Source organism: Microbacterium sp. NPDC058389 (assembly GCF_042722305.1).
In the GTDB taxonomy this organism is placed as follows: domain Bacteria; phylum Actinomycetota; class Actinomycetes; order Actinomycetales; family Microbacteriaceae; genus Microbacterium.
Genome location: NZ_JBHXJQ010000004.1, coordinates 236,437 through 255,585 on the forward strand (window position 1 = coordinate 236,437; position 19,149 = coordinate 255,585).

General features: G+C 71.7%; 18 protein-coding genes. 10 read left to right on the plus strand and 8 right to left on the minus strand.

Annotated features, from left to right (window positions below; genetic code table 11):
• Positions 1-284: 284 nt before the first annotated feature.
• Positions 285-1,871: a sensor histidine kinase gene (locus tag ACFWJ8_RS07890; RefSeq protein WP_378810384.1), complete on the minus strand. Its 1,587-nt coding sequence runs from the start codon at positions 1,869-1,871 to the stop codon at positions 285-287.
• Entirely contained in the window at positions 1,868-2,596 is a 729-nt protein-coding gene (locus ACFWJ8_RS07895; protein ID WP_378810385.1) for a response regulator transcription factor, read from the minus strand. The genes ACFWJ8_RS07890 and ACFWJ8_RS07895 overlap by 4 nt, the downstream gene beginning before the upstream one ends.
• A 202-nt stretch (positions 2,597-2,798) precedes the next feature.
• On the opposite strand from ACFWJ8_RS07895, the gene ACFWJ8_RS07900 reads away from it, so the two are divergent.
• Positions 2,799-4,277: an ABC transporter permease gene (locus tag ACFWJ8_RS07900; protein ID WP_378810387.1), complete on the plus strand. Its 1,479-nt coding sequence runs from the start codon at positions 2,799-2,801 to the stop codon at positions 4,275-4,277.
• Between the two features lie 63 nt (positions 4,278-4,340).
• Positions 4,341-5,066 carry an ABC transporter ATP-binding protein gene (locus ACFWJ8_RS07905; protein WP_378810598.1) on the plus strand — a complete coding sequence of 242 codons (726 nt, stop codon included), beginning with the start codon at positions 4,341-4,343 and terminating at the stop codon, positions 5,064-5,066.
• 16 nt (positions 5,067-5,082) lie between these two features.
• Here ACFWJ8_RS07905 and ACFWJ8_RS07910 read toward each other — a convergent pair whose 3' ends face one another.
• Complete coding sequence (locus ACFWJ8_RS07910; protein WP_378810388.1) at positions 5,083-6,072, minus strand: SDR family oxidoreductase; 990 nt, start codon at positions 6,070-6,072, stop codon at positions 5,083-5,085.
• Between the two features lie 110 nt (positions 6,073-6,182).
• On the opposite strand from ACFWJ8_RS07910, the gene ACFWJ8_RS07915 reads away from it, so the two are divergent.
• Positions 6,183-7,499: an FAD-binding oxidoreductase gene (locus tag ACFWJ8_RS07915; RefSeq protein WP_378810390.1), complete on the plus strand. Its 1,317-nt coding sequence runs from the start codon at positions 6,183-6,185 to the stop codon at positions 7,497-7,499.
• A gap of 105 nt (positions 7,500-7,604) precedes the next feature.
• On the opposite strand, the gene gndA is transcribed toward ACFWJ8_RS07915, so the two are convergent.
• Positions 7,605-9,053: an NADP-dependent phosphogluconate dehydrogenase gene (gndA, locus tag ACFWJ8_RS07920; protein ID WP_378810392.1), complete on the minus strand. Its 1,449-nt coding sequence runs from the start codon at positions 9,051-9,053 to the stop codon at positions 7,605-7,607.
• Positions 9,054-9,231: 178 nt separating this feature from the next.
• Here gndA and ACFWJ8_RS07925 point away from each other — a divergent pair, with 178 nt between their 5' ends.
• Entirely contained in the window at positions 9,232-9,738 is a 507-nt protein-coding gene (locus tag ACFWJ8_RS07925) for a gluconokinase (RefSeq protein WP_378810394.1), read from the plus strand.
• On the opposite strand, the gene ACFWJ8_RS07930 is transcribed toward ACFWJ8_RS07925, so the two are convergent.
• A complete protein-coding gene (locus ACFWJ8_RS07930; protein ID WP_378810395.1) occupies positions 9,723-9,845 on the minus strand; it encodes a hypothetical protein in 123 nt (40 codons plus the stop codon). The genes ACFWJ8_RS07925 and ACFWJ8_RS07930 overlap by 16 nt on opposite strands.
• Positions 9,846-10,137: 292 nt before the next feature.
• Here ACFWJ8_RS07930 and ACFWJ8_RS07935 point away from each other — a divergent pair, with 292 nt between their 5' ends.
• The gene (locus ACFWJ8_RS07935; RefSeq protein WP_378810397.1) at positions 10,138-10,773 is read left to right on the plus strand and encodes a 50S ribosomal protein L25/general stress protein Ctc; all 636 of its coding nucleotides are present in this window, start codon (positions 10,138-10,140) and stop codon (positions 10,771-10,773) included.
• An 80-nt stretch (positions 10,774-10,853) separates the two neighbouring features.
• Here ACFWJ8_RS07935 and ACFWJ8_RS07940 read toward each other — a convergent pair whose 3' ends face one another.
• A complete protein-coding gene (locus ACFWJ8_RS07940; protein ID WP_378810399.1) occupies positions 10,854-11,492 on the minus strand; it encodes a TetR/AcrR family transcriptional regulator in 639 nt (212 codons plus the stop codon).
• Positions 11,493-11,649: 157 nt separating this feature from the next.
• On the opposite strand from ACFWJ8_RS07940, the gene ACFWJ8_RS07945 reads away from it, so the two are divergent.
• From ACFWJ8_RS07945 to pth, 4 genes are all read left to right on the plus strand, one after another.
• Positions 11,650-12,243, plus strand: a complete 594-nt coding sequence (locus ACFWJ8_RS07945) for a DUF6230 family protein (protein ID WP_378810401.1) — start codon at positions 11,650-11,652, stop codon at positions 12,241-12,243.
• 87 nt (positions 12,244-12,330) lie between these two features.
• Complete coding sequence (locus ACFWJ8_RS07950; protein ID WP_378810402.1) at positions 12,331-12,903, plus strand: DUF6114 domain-containing protein; 573 nt, start codon at positions 12,331-12,333, stop codon at positions 12,901-12,903.
• The gene (locus tag ACFWJ8_RS07955) at positions 12,900-13,673 is read left to right on the plus strand and encodes a hypothetical protein (protein ID WP_378810403.1); all 774 of its coding nucleotides are present in this window, start codon (positions 12,900-12,902) and stop codon (positions 13,671-13,673) included. The genes ACFWJ8_RS07950 and ACFWJ8_RS07955 overlap by 4 nt, the downstream gene beginning before the upstream one ends.
• A gap of 58 nt (positions 13,674-13,731) precedes the next feature.
• A complete protein-coding gene (gene pth, locus ACFWJ8_RS07960) occupies positions 13,732-14,319 on the plus strand; it encodes an aminoacyl-tRNA hydrolase (protein WP_378810404.1) in 588 nt (195 codons plus the stop codon).
• A gap of 27 nt (positions 14,320-14,346) precedes the next feature.
• Here pth and ACFWJ8_RS07965 read toward each other — a convergent pair whose 3' ends face one another.
• Positions 14,347-14,982, minus strand: a complete 636-nt coding sequence (locus tag ACFWJ8_RS07965; RefSeq protein ID WP_378810406.1) for a hypothetical protein — start codon at positions 14,980-14,982, stop codon at positions 14,347-14,349.
• A 79-nt stretch (positions 14,983-15,061) separates the two neighbouring features.
• On the opposite strand from ACFWJ8_RS07965, the gene mfd reads away from it, so the two are divergent.
• The gene (mfd, locus tag ACFWJ8_RS07970) at positions 15,062-18,724 is read left to right on the plus strand and encodes a transcription-repair coupling factor (protein ID WP_378810408.1); all 3,663 of its coding nucleotides are present in this window, start codon (positions 15,062-15,064) and stop codon (positions 18,722-18,724) included.
• Between the two features lie 47 nt (positions 18,725-18,771).
• Here the strand turns inward: mfd and ACFWJ8_RS07975 are convergent, their stop codons facing one another.
• Positions 18,772-18,969, minus strand: a complete 198-nt coding sequence (locus tag ACFWJ8_RS07975; protein WP_378810410.1) for a hypothetical protein — start codon at positions 18,967-18,969, stop codon at positions 18,772-18,774.
• Positions 18,970-19,149 lie beyond the last annotated feature (180 nt).

The following is a 19,149-nucleotide window of genomic DNA, read 5'->3' on the forward strand; positions in this document are numbered from 1 at the left end:
TCGAGCGTGCGAGGCACGAGCGAGACGAAACGCCTGGCCGTCGGTCGGTGCCGGCGCCACGCTTCGTCTCGCTGGCGCTCGCTCAGCGACCGAGACTCATGTTCGCCGGTGACACCGGGCGCGGTCGTTGAGCGAGCGAGGCACGAGCGAGACGAAACGCCTGGCCGTCGGTCGGCGCCGGTCTCGGGAGTCCGTCCGCGGGTGACACCGGTCTCCGGTCGTCGAGCGAGCGAGGCACGAGCGAGACGAAACGCCCGGCCGGCGGTCGGTGCCGGCCCGCTGCATCAGTCCGCCGGTCGCGCCGGCACCCGCACCTCGAAGGTCGTGTCTCCGGGAACGCTGCGGACGCGGATGCTGCCGCCGTGCGCCTCGACGATGGCACGGGCGATCGAGAGCCCGAGGCCGGTGCCGCCGGTCTGCCGGGCCCGGGAGCGATCGGCGCGAGAGAAGCGCTCGAACAGCTCGTCCGTGATCGCAGGGTCCACACCCGGACCGTCGTCGTGCACCCGCAGCACGGCGTCGCCGCCGTCGCGGAGCACGCTCACGGTGACGGTCGTCCCCGCCGGGGTGTGGGTGCGGGCGTTGGCGAGCAGGTTGGTGGCGACCTGCTGCATGCGCCCGGCGTCGCCGGCGATCGTGACCGGCTCGTCGCCGAGCTCGAGCACCCATTCGTGGTCGGGACCGGTCGTCTGGACGTCGCCGACGGCGTCGATCGCGAGCCGCGTGAGGTCGACGCTGCCGTAGACGAGCTCCTGTCCCTCGTCGAGGCGCGCGAGCAGCAGCAGGTCCTCGACGAGCGAGGTCATCCGCAGCGACTGGGCCTGGATGCGCTCGAGCGACGACTCGGTCGTTTCGATCGTCGCGGCGGCGTGGTCGCGGCCGAGTGCCTTGAGTGACAGCTCCGAGTACCCGCGGATCGAGGCGAGCGGCGTGCGCAGCTCGTGGCTGGCGTCGGCGACGAAGGCGCGCATGCGCTCCTCGTTGCGCTGGCGGGCCGTGAGCGACTCGTCGACGTGGTCGAGCAGGCTGTTGAGCGCCGCGCCCACCCGGCCCACCTCCGTGCGCGGGTCCGCCTGGGGATCGGGGACGCGCTCGGTGATCGAGACGTCGCCCTGATCGAGCTTGAGGTTCGACACCCGGTCGGCCGTGTCGGCGACGTCGCGCAGCGGGGCCAGCCCGCGGCGGATGGTCCACGCGGTGGCGACGGCGAGCAGGATGAGGCCGCCCACGGTGAGCAGCGCGATCGTGATGAGCATGCGCGTCATCGTCGCGGCGACGTCGTCGCGCGACAGCCCGACGAGCGCGACCACGGCGCCGTTCGACGACAGCGCTTCGACGCGATAGCTCCCGAGGTCGTCGATCGTGACGACCAGCTGGCCGCGCTGCCCGCGCAGGCTGCTGCTGATCTGCTTCATCTGCGCATCGTCGAGGGCGACCACCCCGTCAGAGGTCATGACGGCGGCGTTGGGCTCGTCAGGCGGCACGTCGAGTGCCAGGAAGTAGCCCGGCAGCTGAGGCTGGCTGGTCAGCACCTCCTCGGCCGTCTGGCCGCTGACGGCGGGGGAGCTGAGCATGACCGCGGCACGGCGCGCGGCGGACTCGACGTTGTCGTTGAGCTGACCCTCCAGCACCTGCGCGAGGATCGCGCTGGTCGCCACGGCGACCAGCACGATGATGAACGACGTGATCGACACGACGGTCGCGATGAGCTTGCGCTGCAGCGTCCACGGTCGGCGCGCGCGCGTCTTCTTCGCGGGCTTCGTGCTCGTCGCACCGGTCACCGGGGGAGTGGATGCCGCCACCGCCGGCGTTGCGGCGGTGGCGGCATCCACGTCCTCCGGTCGAGTCGTCGGGGTGGGGGCGTCGGTCACTGCGGCGCCTTGATCATGTACCCGACGCCGCGCACGGTGTGGATGAGGGGCTCGTGCCCCGCGTCGATCTTCTTGCGGAGGTAGGAGATGTAGAGCTCGACGACGCTGGAGCGGCCGCCGAAGTCGTAGTTCCACACGCGGTCGAGGATCTGCGCCTTCGACACGACGCGGCGCTGGTTGCGCATGAGGTAGCGCAGCAGCTCGAACTCGGTCGCGGTCAGCTCGATCTCGGTCCCCGCCCGCTCCACCTCGTGACTGTCCTCGTTGAGGCTGAGGTCGGCGACGCGCAGGATCGGCTCCGCCCCCGTGGCGTGCGCCGTGCCGGCGCGGCGCATGAGCCCGCGCAGCCGCGCCACGACCTCTTCGAGGCTGAACGGCTTCGTCACGTAGTCGTCGCCGCCCGCGGTGAGGCCGGCGACGCGGTCGGTGACGGCATCCTTCGCGGTCAGGAACAGGACGGGCACGTCATCGCCCGACTGACGCAGCCGCTGCAGCACGGCCATGCCGTCGAGGTCGGGCATCATGATGTCGAGCACCATCGCGTCGGGCTCGAAGTCGCGTGCGGTCTGCAGCGCCTCGAAGCCCGAGCCGGCGGTGCGCACGTCCCACCCCTCCATGCGCAGCGCCATCGACAGCAGGTCGGTGAGCATCTGCTCGTCGTCCACCACCAGCACGCGGAGGTTCGAGCCGTCGGGACGCAGCAGGGCGGGAGCGGGGTTGGTCATGCGTCCATTGTGAACACCTTCCTATGCGGTTGCTATGGAGCGGGCTATGTGCCCGCTGTGAAATCGCAGCGACGCAGGGAAGGGGGGACGCCGCCATCCATAAGTTCCTCATAGCTCGTGCTGGCGGTGCGCATGAGCGCCGTCCGTAGCGTCCTGTCGACGGCCGGCATCCTGCCCGCCGAGATGGAGACCCGAAGACAGCATGTACATGACCTATCTGCGGCGCGAGCTAGCCGGCCGCAAGAAGCAGACGATCATCGTGGCGGCCGGCCTCGCGATCGCGATCGCCCTCGTGATGATCGTCAACTCCCTCGCCGCAGGGGTCAGCGCCGCCCAGGCACAGGCGCTGCAGTCCGTGTACGGCGTCGGCACAGACCTGACCGTCACGGGCGCGCAGGCCGAGCCCGGGCAGGGCGGCGGGCAGCGCTTCGACTTCGGCGAGGACGGCGGCACCACCGGCGACGACGGCACCACCGAGCTCAGCCAGTCGCGGCTGATGACCGACTTCATGCGGGGCACGCTCGACGCGTCGACGCTCGACACCGTGACCGCTGTCGACGGTGTCGAGGGGGCATCCGCTGCGCTCAGCCTCACCAACACGACCTTCAACGGCGAGCTGCCGCAGCGGCCCACCGACTCGGGCGACGGGTCGACCGACACCCAGCAGGCTCCGCCGCAGCAGGGCGAAGGCGGCGGCGGCTTCGGCGGCGGCTCGTTCGACGTCGACTCGTTCACCGTCCTGGGCATCGATCCGACCGCAGACGCTGTCGGCCCGCTGTCGGCCGTCGAACTCTCCGACGGACGCGGCCTGGAGTCCTCCGACGAGGGCGCCTACGTCGCCGTGCTCGACTCGACCTATGCGACCACCTCCGAGCTGGGCGTCGGCGACACGATCAACGTGGGCGGGACCGACTTCGAGATCGTCGGCATCGTCACCTCCACCTCCGACTCGGCAGACACCGCATCGAACGTCTACATCCCGCTGGACGTCGCGCAGGAGCTGTCGGGAGCCGGCGACGTGATCTCGACCGTCTACGTGCAGGCCGCGTCCTCCGACCAGATCAGCTCGGTGCAGACCTCGCTCGAGGCGGCGCTCCCTGACGCCACCGTCAGTTCTCAGGACGACCTCGCCTCGACGGTGTCGAGCTCCCTCTCCAGCGCCACGTCGCTCATCACCAACCTCGGCACGTGGCTGTCGCTGATCGTGCTCGCTGTGGCACTCGTCCTCGCCGTGCTGTTCACGATCTCGGGCGTCTCGCGCCGCACGCGGGAGTTCGGCACGCTCAAGGCGATCGGCTGGTCGAACGGCCGCGTCGTGGGGCAGGTCGCGGGGGAGTCGGTGGTCCAGGGCCTCATCGGCGGCATCATCGGCCTGGCCATCGGGTTCGCGGGCATCATCGCGATCAACCTCATCTCGCCGACCATCTCGACCACGTCCTCGCCCGACTCGTTCGGCTCCGGCGGTCAGGGCGGCCCCGGCGGAGGCGGCTTCGGAGGCGGCGGACTCGCCGGCGCCGTGCAGCAGGCGACCACCTCCATCACCCTGAGCGCACCCGTCACCACCTGGGTCATCGTCGCTGCGGTCGGCATCGCGGTCCTCGGCGGACTCGTCGCCGGCGCGTTCGGCGGCTGGCGTGCCGCACGGCTCAGCCCGGCCGAAGCCCTTCGATCGGTCGGCTGAGCCATGACCGACACGACCCGCCGCGACGCGGCATCCATCCCGTCCGAATCAGGAGAGAACGTCATGACCATGACCGACACCGAGCCCGCCGCGGCTGCGGATGCCGCCCCCGAGGCCATCTACCGGCTCGAAGGCGTCACCCGCACCTACACCCAGAAGGGCCGCGTCGTGGAGGCGCTCGCCGGGGTCGACCTCGAGATCGAAGCCGGTGACTTCGTCACCATCCAGGGCCCCACGGGTGGCGGCAAGTCCACCCTGCTGCAGTTGCTGGGCGCGCTCGACCGGCCGACGACGGGCGCCGTGCACCTGGGCGACCTCGACATCGCGACGGCGAACAACCGCAAGCTCGGCCGCATCCGCGCACACGAGATCGGGTTCGTCTTCCAGGGGTTCAATCTCATCCCCACGCTCACCGCGCACGAGAACGTCGACATGGCGCTCGAGCCGCTCGGGCTGGCGAAGGACGAGCGCACCGCCCGCGTCACCGAGGCGCTCGCGCACGTCGGCCTCGCCGAGCGTGGCGATCACCGTCCGGGCGAGCTGTCGGGCGGTCAGCAGCAGCGCGTCGCGATCGCCCGCGCGATCGTCAAGCGCCCGCGTGTGCTGCTGGCCGACGAGCCCACCGGCAACCTCGACGAGAGCATGCGCGACGAGATCCTCTCGGTGCTGCAGAAGCTCAACGACGAAGGGCTCACGCTCATCGTCGTGACGCACGACTCTGCGGTCGCGCGCCGGGCCCGTCGCCGGCTGCGGCTCGACAAGGGCACCGTGCGCGACATCACGCGCTGAGGCCGGCCCGCAGGCTTCAGCCGGCCGAGCGGACGAAGGCCGCGATGCGATCGAAGAGCGCGTCGCGGCCTTCGTCGATCTGCTGCGCCTCGGGGTGCGCGTCGTAGTACGCCAGGATGCGGCACGCGCCCTCGTCGAACGTGATCGTGGTGCGGAACTCGGGCACCAGCTGCTGCACCTTCGACACGTCGAACACCACCGAGTGCGCCTTGTCGCCGATGAGCGTGGGGCCGAGCTCCGGCTCGAACGCCGCGATCGTGTCGGAGGCGACATGGACGAGATCCGGGGATGCCACACCGGCCGCGTCGGCCAGCCACCCGTAGATCTGATTCCAGGTCGGCGCGTGCGTGCCGGTGATCGTGAAGGCCTCGCCGATCGCGGCGGGGTTGCCGAGCAGCCCCGTGAACGCGACGGCGAAGTCGTCGGCGTGCGTGATGGTCCACAGGCTCGTGCCGTCGCCGTGCACGATGACGGGGCGGCCCGCGCGCATGCGGGCGATGTCGGTCCAGTGGCCGAGCGTCGGCAGCATCTGCTCGTCGTACGTGTGCGACGGGCGGATGATCGTGACGGGCAGCCCGCGTTCGCGATGCGCACCGACGAGCACGTCCTCGCACGCGATCTTGTCGCGCGAGTACTGCCAGAACGGGTTGCGCAGCGGTGTGGACTCCGTCACCGGCAGGCGGCGCGGCGGCTTCTCGTACGCCGACGCCGAGCTGATGAACACGTACTGGCCCGTGCGGCCCTCGAACAGGTCGAGGTCGGTGGCGATGTGCTCGGGCGTGAACGCCAGGAACTCGGCCACGACGTCGAACCGCGCGTCGCCGAGCGCGGACCGCACGGACGCCGCGTCGCGGATGTCGGCCTGCACGACCCGCACCTCCGGCGGGAGGGCCCGCCGCGCGCTGCCGCGGTTGAGGACGGTGACCTCGTGCCCGAGGGCCACGGAGCGGCGTACGCAGGCCGCGCTGATGGTTCCGGTTCCGCCGATGTAGAGGATGCTCGTCACGGTCGTGAGCCTAGCGGCCTCGGCGGACACCGCGGCGGGTCCGCATTCCCCGACTCGCGCTCAGCGAACAGGGTGGAGCGATGTCGGCCCCCGGTCCTAGCCTGGCCCCCATGAGCATCGACGATCTGAACGTCAGCACTGCCGTCATCCGTCCGGGCGATTCCGACTGGGAGTCCGCCCGCAGGTTCCACTCCGGCATCGGGGAGCCCGCCGCCATCATCCGCGCCATGTCCGTCGACGACGTGCGCGGCGCACTGCGCTACGCCGCCGCTGAGCGGCTCGAGGTCATGATCCGCGGCGGCGGTCACAGCGCGTGGGGCGGCGTCCCCGGTGGCCTCACCCTCGACATCTCCGCGCTCGACGACATCGCCGTCGACGGCACTCGCGTCCGGGTCGGCGGCGGTGCGCAGTGGGGTGCCGTGGCGCACACGCTGGCCGCGCACGGCCTCGGTCTGAGCTCGGGCGACACCGCATCGGTCGGCGTGGGCGGCCTGACGCTCGGCGGCGGCATCGGCTGGATGGTGCGCGCGTGGGGTCTCGCGTCCGACCAGCTCGTCGGCGCGGAGCTGGTCACCGCGAACGGCGAGGTCGTCGAGGTCTCCGACACGTCGCACCCCGAGCTGATGTGGGCGCTGCGCGGCGGCGGCGGCAACTTCGGAGTCGTGACGCGCTTCGACTTCGAGGCGCACCACCTCCCGGGCGTGGTCGTGGGCGTCTACGGCATCGAGGGCGACGCCGGGCCGACCCTGCGCGTCCTGCGCGACGTGCTCGCCGCTGCCCCGCGCGAGCTCACGGTGACGTACATGGACGTGCCGCCGATGGATCCGAGCGCGCCGGCCGGTGCGTCGATCACGGCGGTCTGGGCGGGCGACGACGAGACGGCGGCCCGCGCCGCGCTTGCGGCCCTGGCCGCGGCGCCCGGCGTCAGCGAGCGCGAGTTCGGCCCGCAGGACTACCCCGACGTGCTGATGGAGGCCCCCGAGTTCGACCCCGAGCATCCGATGCCCGGCTTCGTGGGCGGCAACACGCTGTTGCCGGCGCTCGACGACGACGCCATCGAGCGCCTCGTCGCCTTCCGCACGCAGAACCCCGCCTCGGTCGTGCTGCTGCGCTCGCTCGGCGGCGCCTTCGGCGACGTCGCGCAGGACGCCACGCCGTTCCCCGCGCGCGACGCGACGTGGTTCGCGATGGCCGGAGCGTTCGATGTGCCCGGCATGCTGGACGACGACGCGCGCGCGGCCGCCGTGCAGGCCTGGGCCGACATCGAGGCGAAGGGCTCCGGCGTCTACGGCAACTTCATCGCGTCGGCCGATCCGAGCGTCGCCGCGCGCATGTATCCACCCGCGACGATGGCGCGCCTGGCCGCCGTCAAGCGCCAGTGGGACCCCGGCAACATCTTCTGCCGCAACCACAACGTGCAGCCCTGACCCGCCGGAACAACGACGGAGGGCGGGCCCCGGTGGGGAGCCCGCCCTCTGGCGTGTGACGCAGACGCAGGCGCGCAACCGCGCCCCGTCCTGCGTGACCGCGTGTCAGTGCGTGTCTTCGGCCTCGATCTCGGTGCGGTCGCCCGACCACAGCGTGTGGAAGGTGCCCGCCTTGTCGACGCGCTTGTAGGTGTGTGCACCGAAGAAGTCGCGCTGCCCCTGGATGAGCGCTGCCGGCAGACGCTCGGCGCGCAGGCCGTCGTAGTACGCCAGCGACGACGAGAACGCGGGGGCGGGGATGCCGACCTTCGCCGAGGTCGCGACGACCTCGCGCCAGGCGTCCTGCGCGCGCGTGAACACGTCGACGAAGAACGGCGCCGTGAGCAGCACGGGCAGGTCGGGGGTCTCGACGTAGGCGTCGGTGATGCGGTTGAGGAAGCGGGCGCGGATGATGCAGCCGCCGCGCCAGATCGACGCGATCTTGCCGAGGTCGATGTTCCAGCCGTACTCGGCGGCGCCGGCGCGGATCTCGTCGAAGCCCTGCGAGTACGCGACGATCTTCGACGCGTACAGCGCGAGGCGCACCTGCTCGATGAACGCTTCGGCGTCGTCGGCGGTGAAGCCTTCGTTCGGGCCCGGGAGATCGCGGGAGATCTCACGCTGCTCGGGGTGGCTCGACAGCGAGCGGGCGAACGTCGCCTCGGCGATGCCCGACACCGGTACGCCCAGCGACAGCGCGGTCTGCACCGTCCAGGCGCCGGTGCCCTTGGCGCCCGCCTGGTCGAGGATCACGTCCACGAGCGGCTTGCCGGTCTCGGCGTCGACCTGGCGCAGCACCTCGGCGGTGATCTCGATGAGGTAGGACTCGAGCTCGCCGCGGTTCCATTCGGCGAAGACCTCGGCGATCTCGGCGGGGGACTTGCCGGTGCCGCGGCGGATGAGGTCGTAGGCCTCGGCGATGAGCTGCATGTCGGCGTACTCGATGCCGTTGTGCACCATCTTCACGAAGTGGCCGGCGCCGTCGTGGCCGACGTGCGTGACGCACGGCTCGCCCTCGGCGATCGCGGCGATCGAGCGGAGGATCGGGCCGAGCGTGATCCACGATTCGTCGGAGCCGCCGGGCATGAGCGACGGGCCGAGCAGCGCGCCCTCCTCGCCGCCGGAGACGCCCATGCCGACGAAGTTGACGCCGGTCTCGCGGACGGCCTTCTCGCGACGGATCGTGTCGGTGAACAGCGCGTTGCCGCCGTCGACGATGATGTCGCCGGGCTCGAAGACCTCCAGCAGCGAATCGATGACCGCGTCGGTGGGACCGCCGGCCTTGACCATGATGATCGCGGTGCGCGGCTTCTGCAGCGACGCGGCGAACTCCTCGTACGAGAACGCCGGGACGAAGCCCGCCTCGGGGTGCTCGGCGACCAGTTCGTCGGTCTTGGCGCGGCTGCGGTTGTACACCGCGACCGTGTTGCCCTCACGCGAGGCCAGGTTGCGGGCGAGGTTCGACCCCATCACCGCAAGACCCACCACGCCGATGTTCGCTGCGTTCTCGGACACTCGAGCTCCTGTCGTCATTCCGTGATCCAGCCTAGAGTCTGGCCTGTCCGTGTTACACGAGAGGGGCCGGGCGCTCACGTCGCCGCCAGGGGGGTCGTGAGCAGCGCGCGCTCGGGCTGACGAGTCGAGCCTAGTCCGGGCTCGTGCGCGCGGATCGGTCCGATAGCGTGGGCGCGTGATGACGGCATCCCGAATCGTCGTGATGGGACCGAGCGGCTCCGGCAAGTCGGCCCTCGGCGCGCAGCTGGCCGGTGCGCTGGCCCTGCCGTTCGTCGACGCCGACGACCTGCACCCGGCGGCCAACGTCGCCAAGATGGCCGCCGGTACGCCACTGGACGACGACGACCGGATGCCGTGGCTCGACGTCGTGGCGACGACGCTGCGCGAGGCGACCGGGGGAGCGGTCATCGCGTGCTCGGCCCTTGCGCGGCGGTATCGCGACCGCATCCTCGACGGCGCGCCGGACGCCGTGTTCGTGGAGCTGCTCGTGCCGCAGGCGGAGCTCGCGCGACGCATGGCCGCGCGCGAGCATTTCATGCCGTCGTCGCTGCTGACCTCGCAGCTGGAGACGCTGGAGCACCTTGAGGCGGACGAGCCCGGTGTCGCCGTCGCGGGAGATCCGCCGCTGACCGCGGTCGTCGACGCGGCGAGGGCGGCGCTGGACCGCTATCAGTCCTTGCGGTAGCCCGAGCGGCCGAGGCCCCAGAACGCGAGGACGGTGCCGACGGTGCCGACCAGGGCCATCGCGCCGATGATCCAGAGCAGGGCGTGAGACCAGAAGCCGTATTCCATGGGGTCCTCCGTGGGCGGGGAAGCAGGGGCGTCTTCATCGTAGCGGGGGCGCTGGTAGACTCGTGTCGAACTTCGGCGAGGGATGCCTCGTGCCTGCCGTCCGCGGCGGGATGCGGCATCCGTGATCGACGCGGTGAAGCCGGCCCCTGTGGCTTTCCTCACGCGCGCGCGTTCGAGTCGAATGACAGGCAGATCCTGCCGCCCACATACCCGGGCCCGCCCTGTGCAGGCCAGTACGAACGGCCGAGCGCCGCTCGCAGAGAAGGGGCCGCGCGCCCCGCAAGGAGAACCCATGTCGACTGAGACCGACAACAAGGTCCTGGCCGAGTTCCGCGAGAACTTCGGCAAGGGCTACGCCCGCCGCCTCCGTGCCGCCGGCAAGATCCCCGCCGTCATCTACGGCCACGGCACCGACCCCGTGCACGTCGCACTCCCGGGCCACCAGGTGTCGCTGCTCATCCGCCGCGCCAACGCGGTGCTCGAGCTCGACCTCGACGGCAAGTCGCAGCTGACGCTGGTGAAGGACGTCCAGAAGGACCCGGTGCACCAGATCGTCGAGCACATCGACCTCCTCGTCGTGAAGAAGGGCGAGAAGGTCGAGATCGAGGTGCCGATCGTCGTCGTGGGCGAGCCGTTCGCGGGCACCATCGCCAACCTCGACAACGCCACGGTCACCATCCAGGCCGAGGCCACCCACATCCCCGAGCACATCGAGGTCGACGTGGAGGGTCTCGAGGACGGTGCGCACGTGACCGCCGGCGACCTGAAGCTGCCGAAGGGCTCCGTCCTGGTCGCGGACGCCGAGCTGCTGATCGTCGCCATCTCGGTCCCGGCCGCGACCATCGCCGCCGAGGACGAGATCGCCGAGGCCGACGCCGAGGCTGCTGCCGAGCAGTCCGAGGCCGCCGAAGAGACCGCCGCGGAGTAATCCCGTCACGAAGGCCCGTCCCGACTCCGGTCGGGGCGGGCCTTCGTCGTACCCGGGCGCCGCGAGCGGCTCGGGTCGGCTCAGGCACCGAAGAGGACGCGGGATGCCGCCGGCTCCAGTCGCTCGGCGATCCCGTGCAGCGACTCCTGGAGCACGGCGACGAGCTCCTCGTCGGTGAGCTGCTCGCTGATGGCGGTGTCGACGAGCGCCTGCTCGGTGAAAGCCAGCCAGCCGCGCAGGCCGATCCGCAGCCGGGGCGACGGCTCGGCGCCGAGTTCGCGGAAGAGCGCCACCACGCGCTCGGTCTGCAGCAGGCGGGCCTGCTCGACGACGGCGCGGATCTGCGGGTCGCCGCTGGCGGGTCCGCGCACGAGCGACGAGAACGTCCCCGCGTGCGCGCGCACGAAGCCGACCGTGCGGCGCAGCGTGTCGGTCAGGCGGGGGAGCGGGGCGAGGCCGGGGTCGGGCTCGGTCGCCTGCAGCATGCTGTCGCCCGCGGTCTTGACGATCTCGCGCTGGAAGCCCTGGCGCGAGCCGAAGTAGTGGAACAGCAGGGCGCGCGAGACGCCCGCCTCCGTAGCGAGGACCTCGATGTTCAGTTCGCCCAGAGGGTGTTCGGCGAGGGCCGCGACACCGAGTGCGATGAGCTGCGCCCTGCGCTCGTCGGGCGACAGCCGCGCACGGCGCACGGCGGGTGGGTCGTCGACGCTCGCGGCCATGCTCCGAGACTATCGGCGCGACGTCCGCGGGGAGCGTGGCGCGGAGACACGATCGTTATTGACTTCGAGTGAATAGCCTATTGACGGACAGTCAACAGGATCCGTAGTGTCGCCCTGGCGGCGCACGCCGCCGACTTCACTGCATCAAGGAGGATCTATGAAGTTCCGCTCGCTCAAAGGCTCCCGGCTCGGCCGGGTCGCCATCGCGGCGGTGCCGGTGGGCATCGCCGCCAGTCTGATCATGACCGGCGTGGCCAACGGCGCGGTCCCTGTCTCGTTCGCGGTCTCGGGGAGCCAGTTCAAGATCGCGGCGTCCTCGCTCGACGGCACGGCGTTCTCGCAGTACGCCGGCGTCGCCGCCGAGAAGAACGGCACGCCGCACCCCGTCGCCATCTCGAACATCGGCAGCGCGTCGCTGTCGGACCTCTGCCAGTCCGTCGTCACCGACACCCCGCTCGGCAAGGTCGGCCTCCTCATCTCGGCGGGCGGCGGCGGCAACCCGGCCACCGCGACCGACCTGCAGATCGGGCTCACCGACCTCCAGGGCGACGCCACGTTCGGCAAGATCCGCATCGGCGTCGACGCCTCGACCGTCAACACTGCGGCCAAGGGCGAGGCCGGCGGCTTCGCGCAGGACGCCGACACGATCAAGATCTCGGGCCTCAAGCAGACGGCCTGGAGCACGCAGGCGGGCGTCTTCACGCTCAACGGCCTGCACCTGCAGCTGACCAACGGCAAGGAATGCTTCTGACCCGGCGCCCCCTCGGGCGCTGACCCGCGGGGCGGGCCCTCGCCCGCCCGCCCCGCACCCCTTGCACGACGACGAAGGAGTCCTCCGATGCACGCGACCGATCCCCACGACGAGCAGACCGTCGATCTCGACGAGCTGCTCGAGACCCGAGCCTCTCGCGCCACGGCGGCTCCGACCAACGGCGGAGCATCCGCCTGGTACCGCTCGCGGCCCGTCATCGGCGGCAGCATCGCCGTGCTGGGCGCCCTCGCGATGCTGCTGTCGACGCAGCTCGATCTCGGCAACATCACGGTGCACGTCGGCATCGAGGGCATGCAGGCCACGATCCTGCCCCTCGTCATCGCGCTGGCGGGCATCCTCTCCGTCGCGATGCCGGCGCACCGCATCTTCTACGGCGTGATCGTCCTGATCGGCTCGATCTACTCGCTCGTGGCGGTGAACCTGGGCGGCTTCTTCGTCGGCTTCCTGCTCGGGTGCATCGGCGGCATCATGGTCGTCTCGTGGGCGCCGCGCGCCGCCGCCGCATCCACAGCGACCGAGACGGTGGATGCCGCCGCCCCGACGACCTCGACGTTCGCCGTCGACGCACCCGTGGCCGAGGGCGCTCACACCGCCCACGAGGTGCCCGGCGCGTCCGGCGTCGCGGAGGGGCGCGCATGAGGCGCATCCGTCCCGTGCGCTCGGCGGCCGCGGCCGCCCTCGCACTGCTGCTGGTCGCGGGCACCGGCCAGGCGGCGTCGGCGCTGCCGGTGACCGGCACCGCGGCGGAGGAGGGATGCCTCCTCCCGAACCCGCTGGGCCCGCTGCTCGGGCTCAGCGACTGCGCAGTGCCTGCGCCGGGCGCGGACCCGGCGACGACGCCCACCCCGACCCCGACTCCGACTCCGACCCCCACCCCGACCTCCGCGGCTCCCGGGACAGCGCCCGACGAGGGCGCCGAGGGGGAGGCATCCCCACCGCCCCAGAGCGGGTCGACCACGCCGGCGGCGCCGGAGGGCCTGCCGCTGGCGCCTCTCGACGAGGGTGCGCCCGTGTTCACCGGCGATCCTGCGACGCTGTCGGGCACAGGCCTGGCGATCCAGGGGCTGAGCGGCATCGCGATCGTGAGCGTGCGGCTGGCCGACGGGAGCATGGAGCGCGCGATCCGGCTGAGTGCCGACCGCGTCGTCGTGGAGGGCTTCCGCCTCGACGTGCCCTCGGGTGAGGGCGGGCTGCGCAACACCGCCACGACGCTCACCGTCGAGGGAAGCGTGGTCGTCTACACGCCGTCGATCAGCGGCATCCTCGCCGACGGCACCGAGCGGCTGATCGACACGCTCACGACCCCGACCGCCGACGAGCTCGCCTCGCTGACCCGGCTGACCCTCCCGCTGCGCGGCATGCTCGCCGACAGCATCTCGTACGACGACTCGCATCAGGCCACGTTCTGAGCGGGTACGCTCGTGTGGGCTCGCGGCCACCCTGGCGCGCGCCGGAGAGGACGTCGGGATGGCCGAGAACACCTGGCTCGTCGTCGGGCTCGGCAATCCGGGACCCCGGTACGAGCTGACCCGCCACAACGTCGGCCAGCTGGTCGTCGACGAGCTCGCGGGCCGTCGCGGCGAGACGTTCAAGGCGCACAAGGCGAACGCCCGCGTCGTCGAGACGTGGCTGCGCCCCGGTGGCCCCAAGATCGTGCTCGCGAAGGCCAACACGTTCATGAACGTGTCGGGCGGCCCTGTCGCCGGCCTCGCGAAGTTCTACGGCATCGACCCGTCGCACGTCGTCGTCGTGCACGACGAGCTCGACATCCCGTTCGACACCATCAAGCTGAAGGTCGGCGGCGGTCACGGCGGCCACAACGGCGTGCGCGACATCGCCAAGGCGCTCGACACCCCGGAGTTCCCGCGGGTGCGCGTCGGGATCGGCCGCCCCTCCGGCCGGCAGGACCCGGCGGACTGGGTGCTCGACCCGTTCGGCGCCACCGAGCGCAAGAACCTGCCCATCCTGGTGGGCGACGCCGCCGACGCCGTCGAGCAGCTCGTCGACGAGGGTCTGCTCGCGGCTCAGCAGAAGCACCACGCGCCGCGGGTCTGAGCCCGCGGCTCGTCCCGGCGGAGGCCGTCAGCCGCCGATGCCGGTCCCCGCGGCGAGCCCCGCGGTGAGGAACCCCTGCACGAGGCCGCCGAACACGAGGGGCCCCAGGGCCGCGACGACGATCGCGGCGATGCCGGTGGCGCGTCCGCGCCCTGTGACCGTGGCGACGATGCCCTGCACCAGCGCCCACACACCGAGCACCGTGCCGACCCAGAACGACACCTCGCCCAGCAGCACCCAGTCGCGCACCGGCGTGAGGATCGACCAGTCCCACGAGCCGTCCATCGGCAGGTTCGCGAGGCCCTTGCCGGCGCCGAGGCCGATGTTGAAGCTCGCGACGGCGCCGAACAGACCGGCGCCGACGGTGGCGACCACTGCCAGCACGAGGGCGACGAGGCCCAGCGCACCCCCGCGGCGCGCCGGTGCCGGCTGACCGTACGTCGCAGGCGAAGCCGGGGCCGCCGGCATCCCGTAGCCCTGCGGCATCCCGTAGCCCTGCGGCGGCGCGTAGCCCTGCGGCGGCGCGTACGCGCCGGGCGGGGCGACGGGCACACCGGGCGGCACGGGAGAAGCGCCTTGCGGCGGCCCGAACGGCGGCGCGGCCGGCGGGACCCAGGCTCCCGGGGGAGCGGGCGGGTTCTGCGGGGCGTCGGGGGTCGTCACGCGACTCATCCTAGGAGCGGCGGCGGCCCGGACGCGCCCCGCGGGCCGCGATGTCTGCGACGCGCCGTAGACTCGTGCGGTGACAGTTCCCGGGATCGTGCGCGCCCTCGAACAGGCGGAAGCCTTCCGGGACGCGGTGGCCGCGGCATCCATCGATGCCGACTTCTCTCTCGTCGAAGGACTCGACGCTCCGCTGCTCGCGGCGATGCTCGAGAAGCGGCGGGCAGCAGGCCGGCCGCCCGTCATCCTGCTGATCGCGCCGACCGGCCGCCGTGCCGAGTCCCTCGGCCCGGCGCTCGGTGCGCTGCTGCCCGGGTCCGAGGTGCTGCACTTCCCGGCGTGGGAGACGCTGCCGCACGAGCGGCTGAGCCCCAGCACCGAGACGGTGGGCGAGAGGCTCGACATCATCGCGCGCATCGCGCGCTGGGACGGAGCCACGCCGCTCGTCGTGACCGCGTCGGTGCGCGGTGCGCTGCAGCCGCTGGCCGGCGGTCTGGCCGACGTGGCTCCCGTCGAGCTCGTCATGGGCGGACGCGGGCAGGAGCTCGGCGAGGTCGTGACCCGGCTGGTCGAGCTGGCGTACCACCGGGTCGACATGGTGTCCCGGCGCGGCGAGTTCGCCGTGCGCGGCGGCATCCTCGACGTCTTCCCGCCGACCGCGCCGCACCCGTACCGCGTCGAGTTCTTCGGCGACGAGATCGACGAGATGCGCGCCTTCTCGGTGGCGGACCAGCGATCGCTGCCGGGCGAGGTCCGCGCGGTCACGCTGATGCCCAGCCGCGAGCTGCTGCTGACCGACGCCGTGCGCGGTCGTGCGCGCCAGCTGAAGGACGAGTTCCCGGGGCTCACCGGCATGCTCGAGAAGATGGCCGAGGGCATCCCCGTCGAGGGCATGGAGTCGCTCCTGCCGGCGGTGGTCGACCGCCTCGTGACCCTGGCCGACTACCTTCCCGAGGGCGCTGCCGTCGCCCTCGTCGACCCCGAACGCGCCGTCACCCGGGCGATCACCCTCGGTGAGACGAACCGGGAGTTCCTCGACGCCGCGTGGAGCGCCGCGACGGCGGGCGCCACGACGCCCGTCGACCTCGGTGCCGGCGACTTCCTCTCGCTGCCCGAGCTGCGTTCGGCCGCACACGCCCGCGGCGGAGTGTGGTGGACCCTCAGCGCGTTCGACTCCGGGGAGGCGGATGCCGCCGCCGCCCTTCGACAGGCTCAGGGAGCGGAGTACGACGGCCCGATCAGCACCGACATCGACGTGGCACTCGAGGCGTCCGCCGCGATCCGCGTGCCGGGGACGGCGGTGCCGTCCTTCCAGGGCAACGTCGAGGGCGCCACCGACCATGTGGGCGCCCTGCTGGCGGACGGCTGGCGCGTCGTGATCGCGGCGTCCGGGACCGGGCTGGTCGAGCGGGCGCGCGACGTGCTCGCAGAGCGCGGGATCGCGGCCCGCAAGGTCGACGAGGTGCTGCACGCACCCGAGCCGGGGGTCGCGCACGTCGTCGTGAGCGTGCTCGAGCGCGGCTTCCAGGCGCCGGACGCGAAGCTCGCGGTGCTCACCGAGTCGGAGTTCTACGGCCGCACGATCGGCGGCGACACGCGGGTCGTCAAGAAGCTCGCGTCGCGTCGCAAGGCCGTCGTCGACCCGTTGCAGCTGAAGGCCGGCGACCACGTCGTGCACGCCACGCACGGCATCGGCAGGTTCGTCGAGCTGACCCAGCGCGAGGTGTCCAGCGGCGGGCGCAACGCCGTCAAGAGCGTGCGCGAGTACCTCGTGCTGGAGTACGCGCCGTCCAAGCGTGGCTACCCGGGCGACAAGCTGTTCGTGCCCACCGACCAGCTCGACCTGCTGTCGCGCTACGTGGGCGGAGAGGCGCCGACGCTGTCGAAGATGGGCGGCAGCGACTGGGCGCAGGCCAAGAGCAAGGCGCGCAAGGCGGTGCGCGACATCGCCGTCGAGCTCGTGAAGCTGTACTCGGCGCGCATGGCGTCGAAGGGCTACGCATTCGGTCCCGACACGCCGTGGCAGCGCGAACTGGAGGAGGCGTTCCCGTTCGCCGAGACGCCGGACCAGCTGCAGACCATCGACGAGATCAAGGCCGACATGGAGAAGCCGATCCCGATGGACCGGCTGCTGTCGGGCGACGTCGGGTTCGGCAAGACCGAGGTCGCGGTGCGCGCCGCGTTCAAGGCGATCCAGGACGGCAAGCAGGTGGCGATGCTCGTCCCGACCACACTGCTCGTCAAGCAGCATCTCGAGACGTTCGCCGAGCGCTTCGCCGGATTCCCCGTCAAGGTGCGGCCGCTGTCGCGGTTCCAGACAGACAAGCAGGCGCGCGACACGCTCGCGGGGATCACCGACGGCACCGTCGACATGGTGATCGGCACGCACCGGATCCTCACCGAGAAGGTGACCTTCAAGGACCTCGGGCTCATGATCATCGACGAGGAGCAGCGCTTCGGGGTCGAGCACAAGGACGCGCTGAAGAAGCTCAAGACCAACGTCGACATCCTCGCGATGAGCGCGACGCCCATCCCGCGCACGCTCGAGATGGCGGTGACCGGCATCCGCGAGATGTCGACGCTGCAGACGCCGCCGGAGGACCGGCATCCGATCCTGTCGTACGTCGGTCCGCGCAACGACAAGCAGATCGCGGCCGCGATCCGCCGCGAACTGCTGCGCGAGGGACAGGTGTTCTACGTCCACAACCGCGTGCAGTCGATCCAGCGGGTCGCGTCCGAGCTCGCCGAGCTCGTGCCCGAGGCGCGCATCGCCGTCGCCCACGGGCAGATGGGCGAGCACATGCTCGAGCAGGTCGTGGACGACTTCTGGGAGCGCAAGGCCGATGTGCTCGTCTCGACGACGATCATCGAGACCGGTCTGGACATCTCGAACGCGAACACGATCATCATCGACCGTGCCGACAAGTACGGCCTCAGCCAGCTGCACCAGCTGCGTGGCCGCGTCGGGCGTGCCCGCGAGCGGGCGTACGCCTACTTCCTGTACGACGACATGAAGCCGCTCAGCGAGACCGCGGCCGACCGCCTGGAGACGATCGCGGTCAATAACGACCTCGGCTCGGGCATGCAGGTGGCGCTCAAGGACCTCGAGATCCGCGGCGCCGGCAACCTGCTCGGCGCCGAGCAGGCGGGGCACATCGCCGGCGTCGGATTCGACCTGTATCTGCGCATGATCGGCGAAGCCGTCGCGACCTTCCGGGGCGAGGAGACCGAGGGCCCGACCGAGCTGCGTCTCGAGCTGCCGGTGCAGGCCCGCATCCCCGAGTCGTACATCGACAGCGAGCGACTGCGCCTGGAGGCTTACCAGAAGCTGTCGGCCGCAGCATCCGCCACCGCGCCGACGGCGGACGGCAGCGACGCGATCGACCTCGTGATCGAAGAGCTCACCGACCGCTACGGCGAACCGCCCGCGGAGGTCGAGGGGCTGCTCGCGATCGCGCGACTGCGCCGCCGCGCCGCGCAGGCCGGGCTCGCCGACGTCGTCGCGATGGGCCCGAACCTGCGCATCGCGCCGGCGAACCTCCCCGACTCGATGCGCGTGCGCCTGCAGCGTCTGCACCCGAAGGCGAAGCTCGTCGCGGGCGGCGAGGCGATGGTCGTGCCGCTGCCGAGCGCCGGCGGCGAACCGCTCGGCGACGCCGAGCTGATCGCGTGGGTCGCTCAGCTGCTCGATCAGCTGTGGCCCGAGAAGAAGCCCGAGACCACGCCGGCCGCCGAAGCATGAGCCGGTGACGGATGCGGGGCGCCCCGGCCGGGCGCCCCGCATCCGCGTCACTCCCGGGTCGCCGAGAACCGCTGCTGGGCGGCGTCGTACTCGACGACGCGCACGCGCAGTTCGACACCCGGATCGGCAGCCATGCCGCGCACGAGTCCCGGCACGCCGGCGCACTCCACGAGGACGCCGAACGGAACGGCCTTCGTCACGGTCGCGGTGACCACGTCACCGGCCGCGAGGGTCTGCTCGCTCATGCATCCACCCCCTCTCGCTGTCGGGGCGAAGGAGGAGGGACGGATCACCAGGCGGTCGGTTCGCCTTCCCTTGTCGCGCCGCGCTGCGCGTCCGGCACCATCCCGATCTTCACGGCGGCGACGCTACCAGACAGCCCCCGTCGAACGGCGCAGAAAGACGGAGAACCGGATGCCGCGGCA

Bases quoted from the DNA above. Each gene is read 5' to 3' on its own strand.
- ACFWJ8_RS07895 (WP_378810385.1), bottom strand. From the start codon at position 2,596: ATGACCAACCCCGCTCCCGCCCTGCTGCGTCCCGACGGCTCGAACCTC.
- ACFWJ8_RS07900 (WP_378810387.1), top strand. From the start codon at position 2,799: ATGTACATGACCTATCTGCGGCGCGAGCTAGCCGGCCGCAAGAAGCAG.
- ACFWJ8_RS07905 (WP_378810598.1), top strand. From the start codon at position 4,341: ATGACCATGACCGACACCGAGCCCGCCGCGGCTGCGGATGCCGCCCCC.
- ACFWJ8_RS07915 (WP_378810390.1), top strand. From the start codon at position 6,183: ATGAGCATCGACGATCTGAACGTCAGCACTGCCGTCATCCGTCCGGGC.
- ACFWJ8_RS07925 (WP_378810394.1), top strand. From the start codon at position 9,232: ATGACGGCATCCCGAATCGTCGTGATGGGACCGAGCGGCTCCGGCAAG.
- ACFWJ8_RS07930 (WP_378810395.1), bottom strand. From the start codon at position 9,845: ATGGAATACGGCTTCTGGTCTCACGCCCTGCTCTGGATCATCGGCGCG.
- ACFWJ8_RS07935 (WP_378810397.1), top strand. From the start codon at position 10,138: ATGTCGACTGAGACCGACAACAAGGTCCTGGCCGAGTTCCGCGAGAAC.
- ACFWJ8_RS07940 (WP_378810399.1), bottom strand. From the start codon at position 11,492: ATGGCCGCGAGCGTCGACGACCCACCCGCCGTGCGCCGTGCGCGGCTG.
- ACFWJ8_RS07945 (WP_378810401.1), top strand. From the start codon at position 11,650: ATGAAGTTCCGCTCGCTCAAAGGCTCCCGGCTCGGCCGGGTCGCCATC.
- ACFWJ8_RS07950 (WP_378810402.1), top strand. From the start codon at position 12,331: ATGCACGCGACCGATCCCCACGACGAGCAGACCGTCGATCTCGACGAG.
- ACFWJ8_RS07955 (WP_378810403.1), top strand. From the start codon at position 12,900: ATGAGGCGCATCCGTCCCGTGCGCTCGGCGGCCGCGGCCGCCCTCGCA.
- pth (WP_378810404.1), top strand. From the start codon at position 13,732: ATGGCCGAGAACACCTGGCTCGTCGTCGGGCTCGGCAATCCGGGACCC.
- ACFWJ8_RS07975 (WP_378810410.1), bottom strand. From the start codon at position 18,969: ATGAGCGAGCAGACCCTCGCGGCCGGTGACGTGGTCACCGCGACCGTG.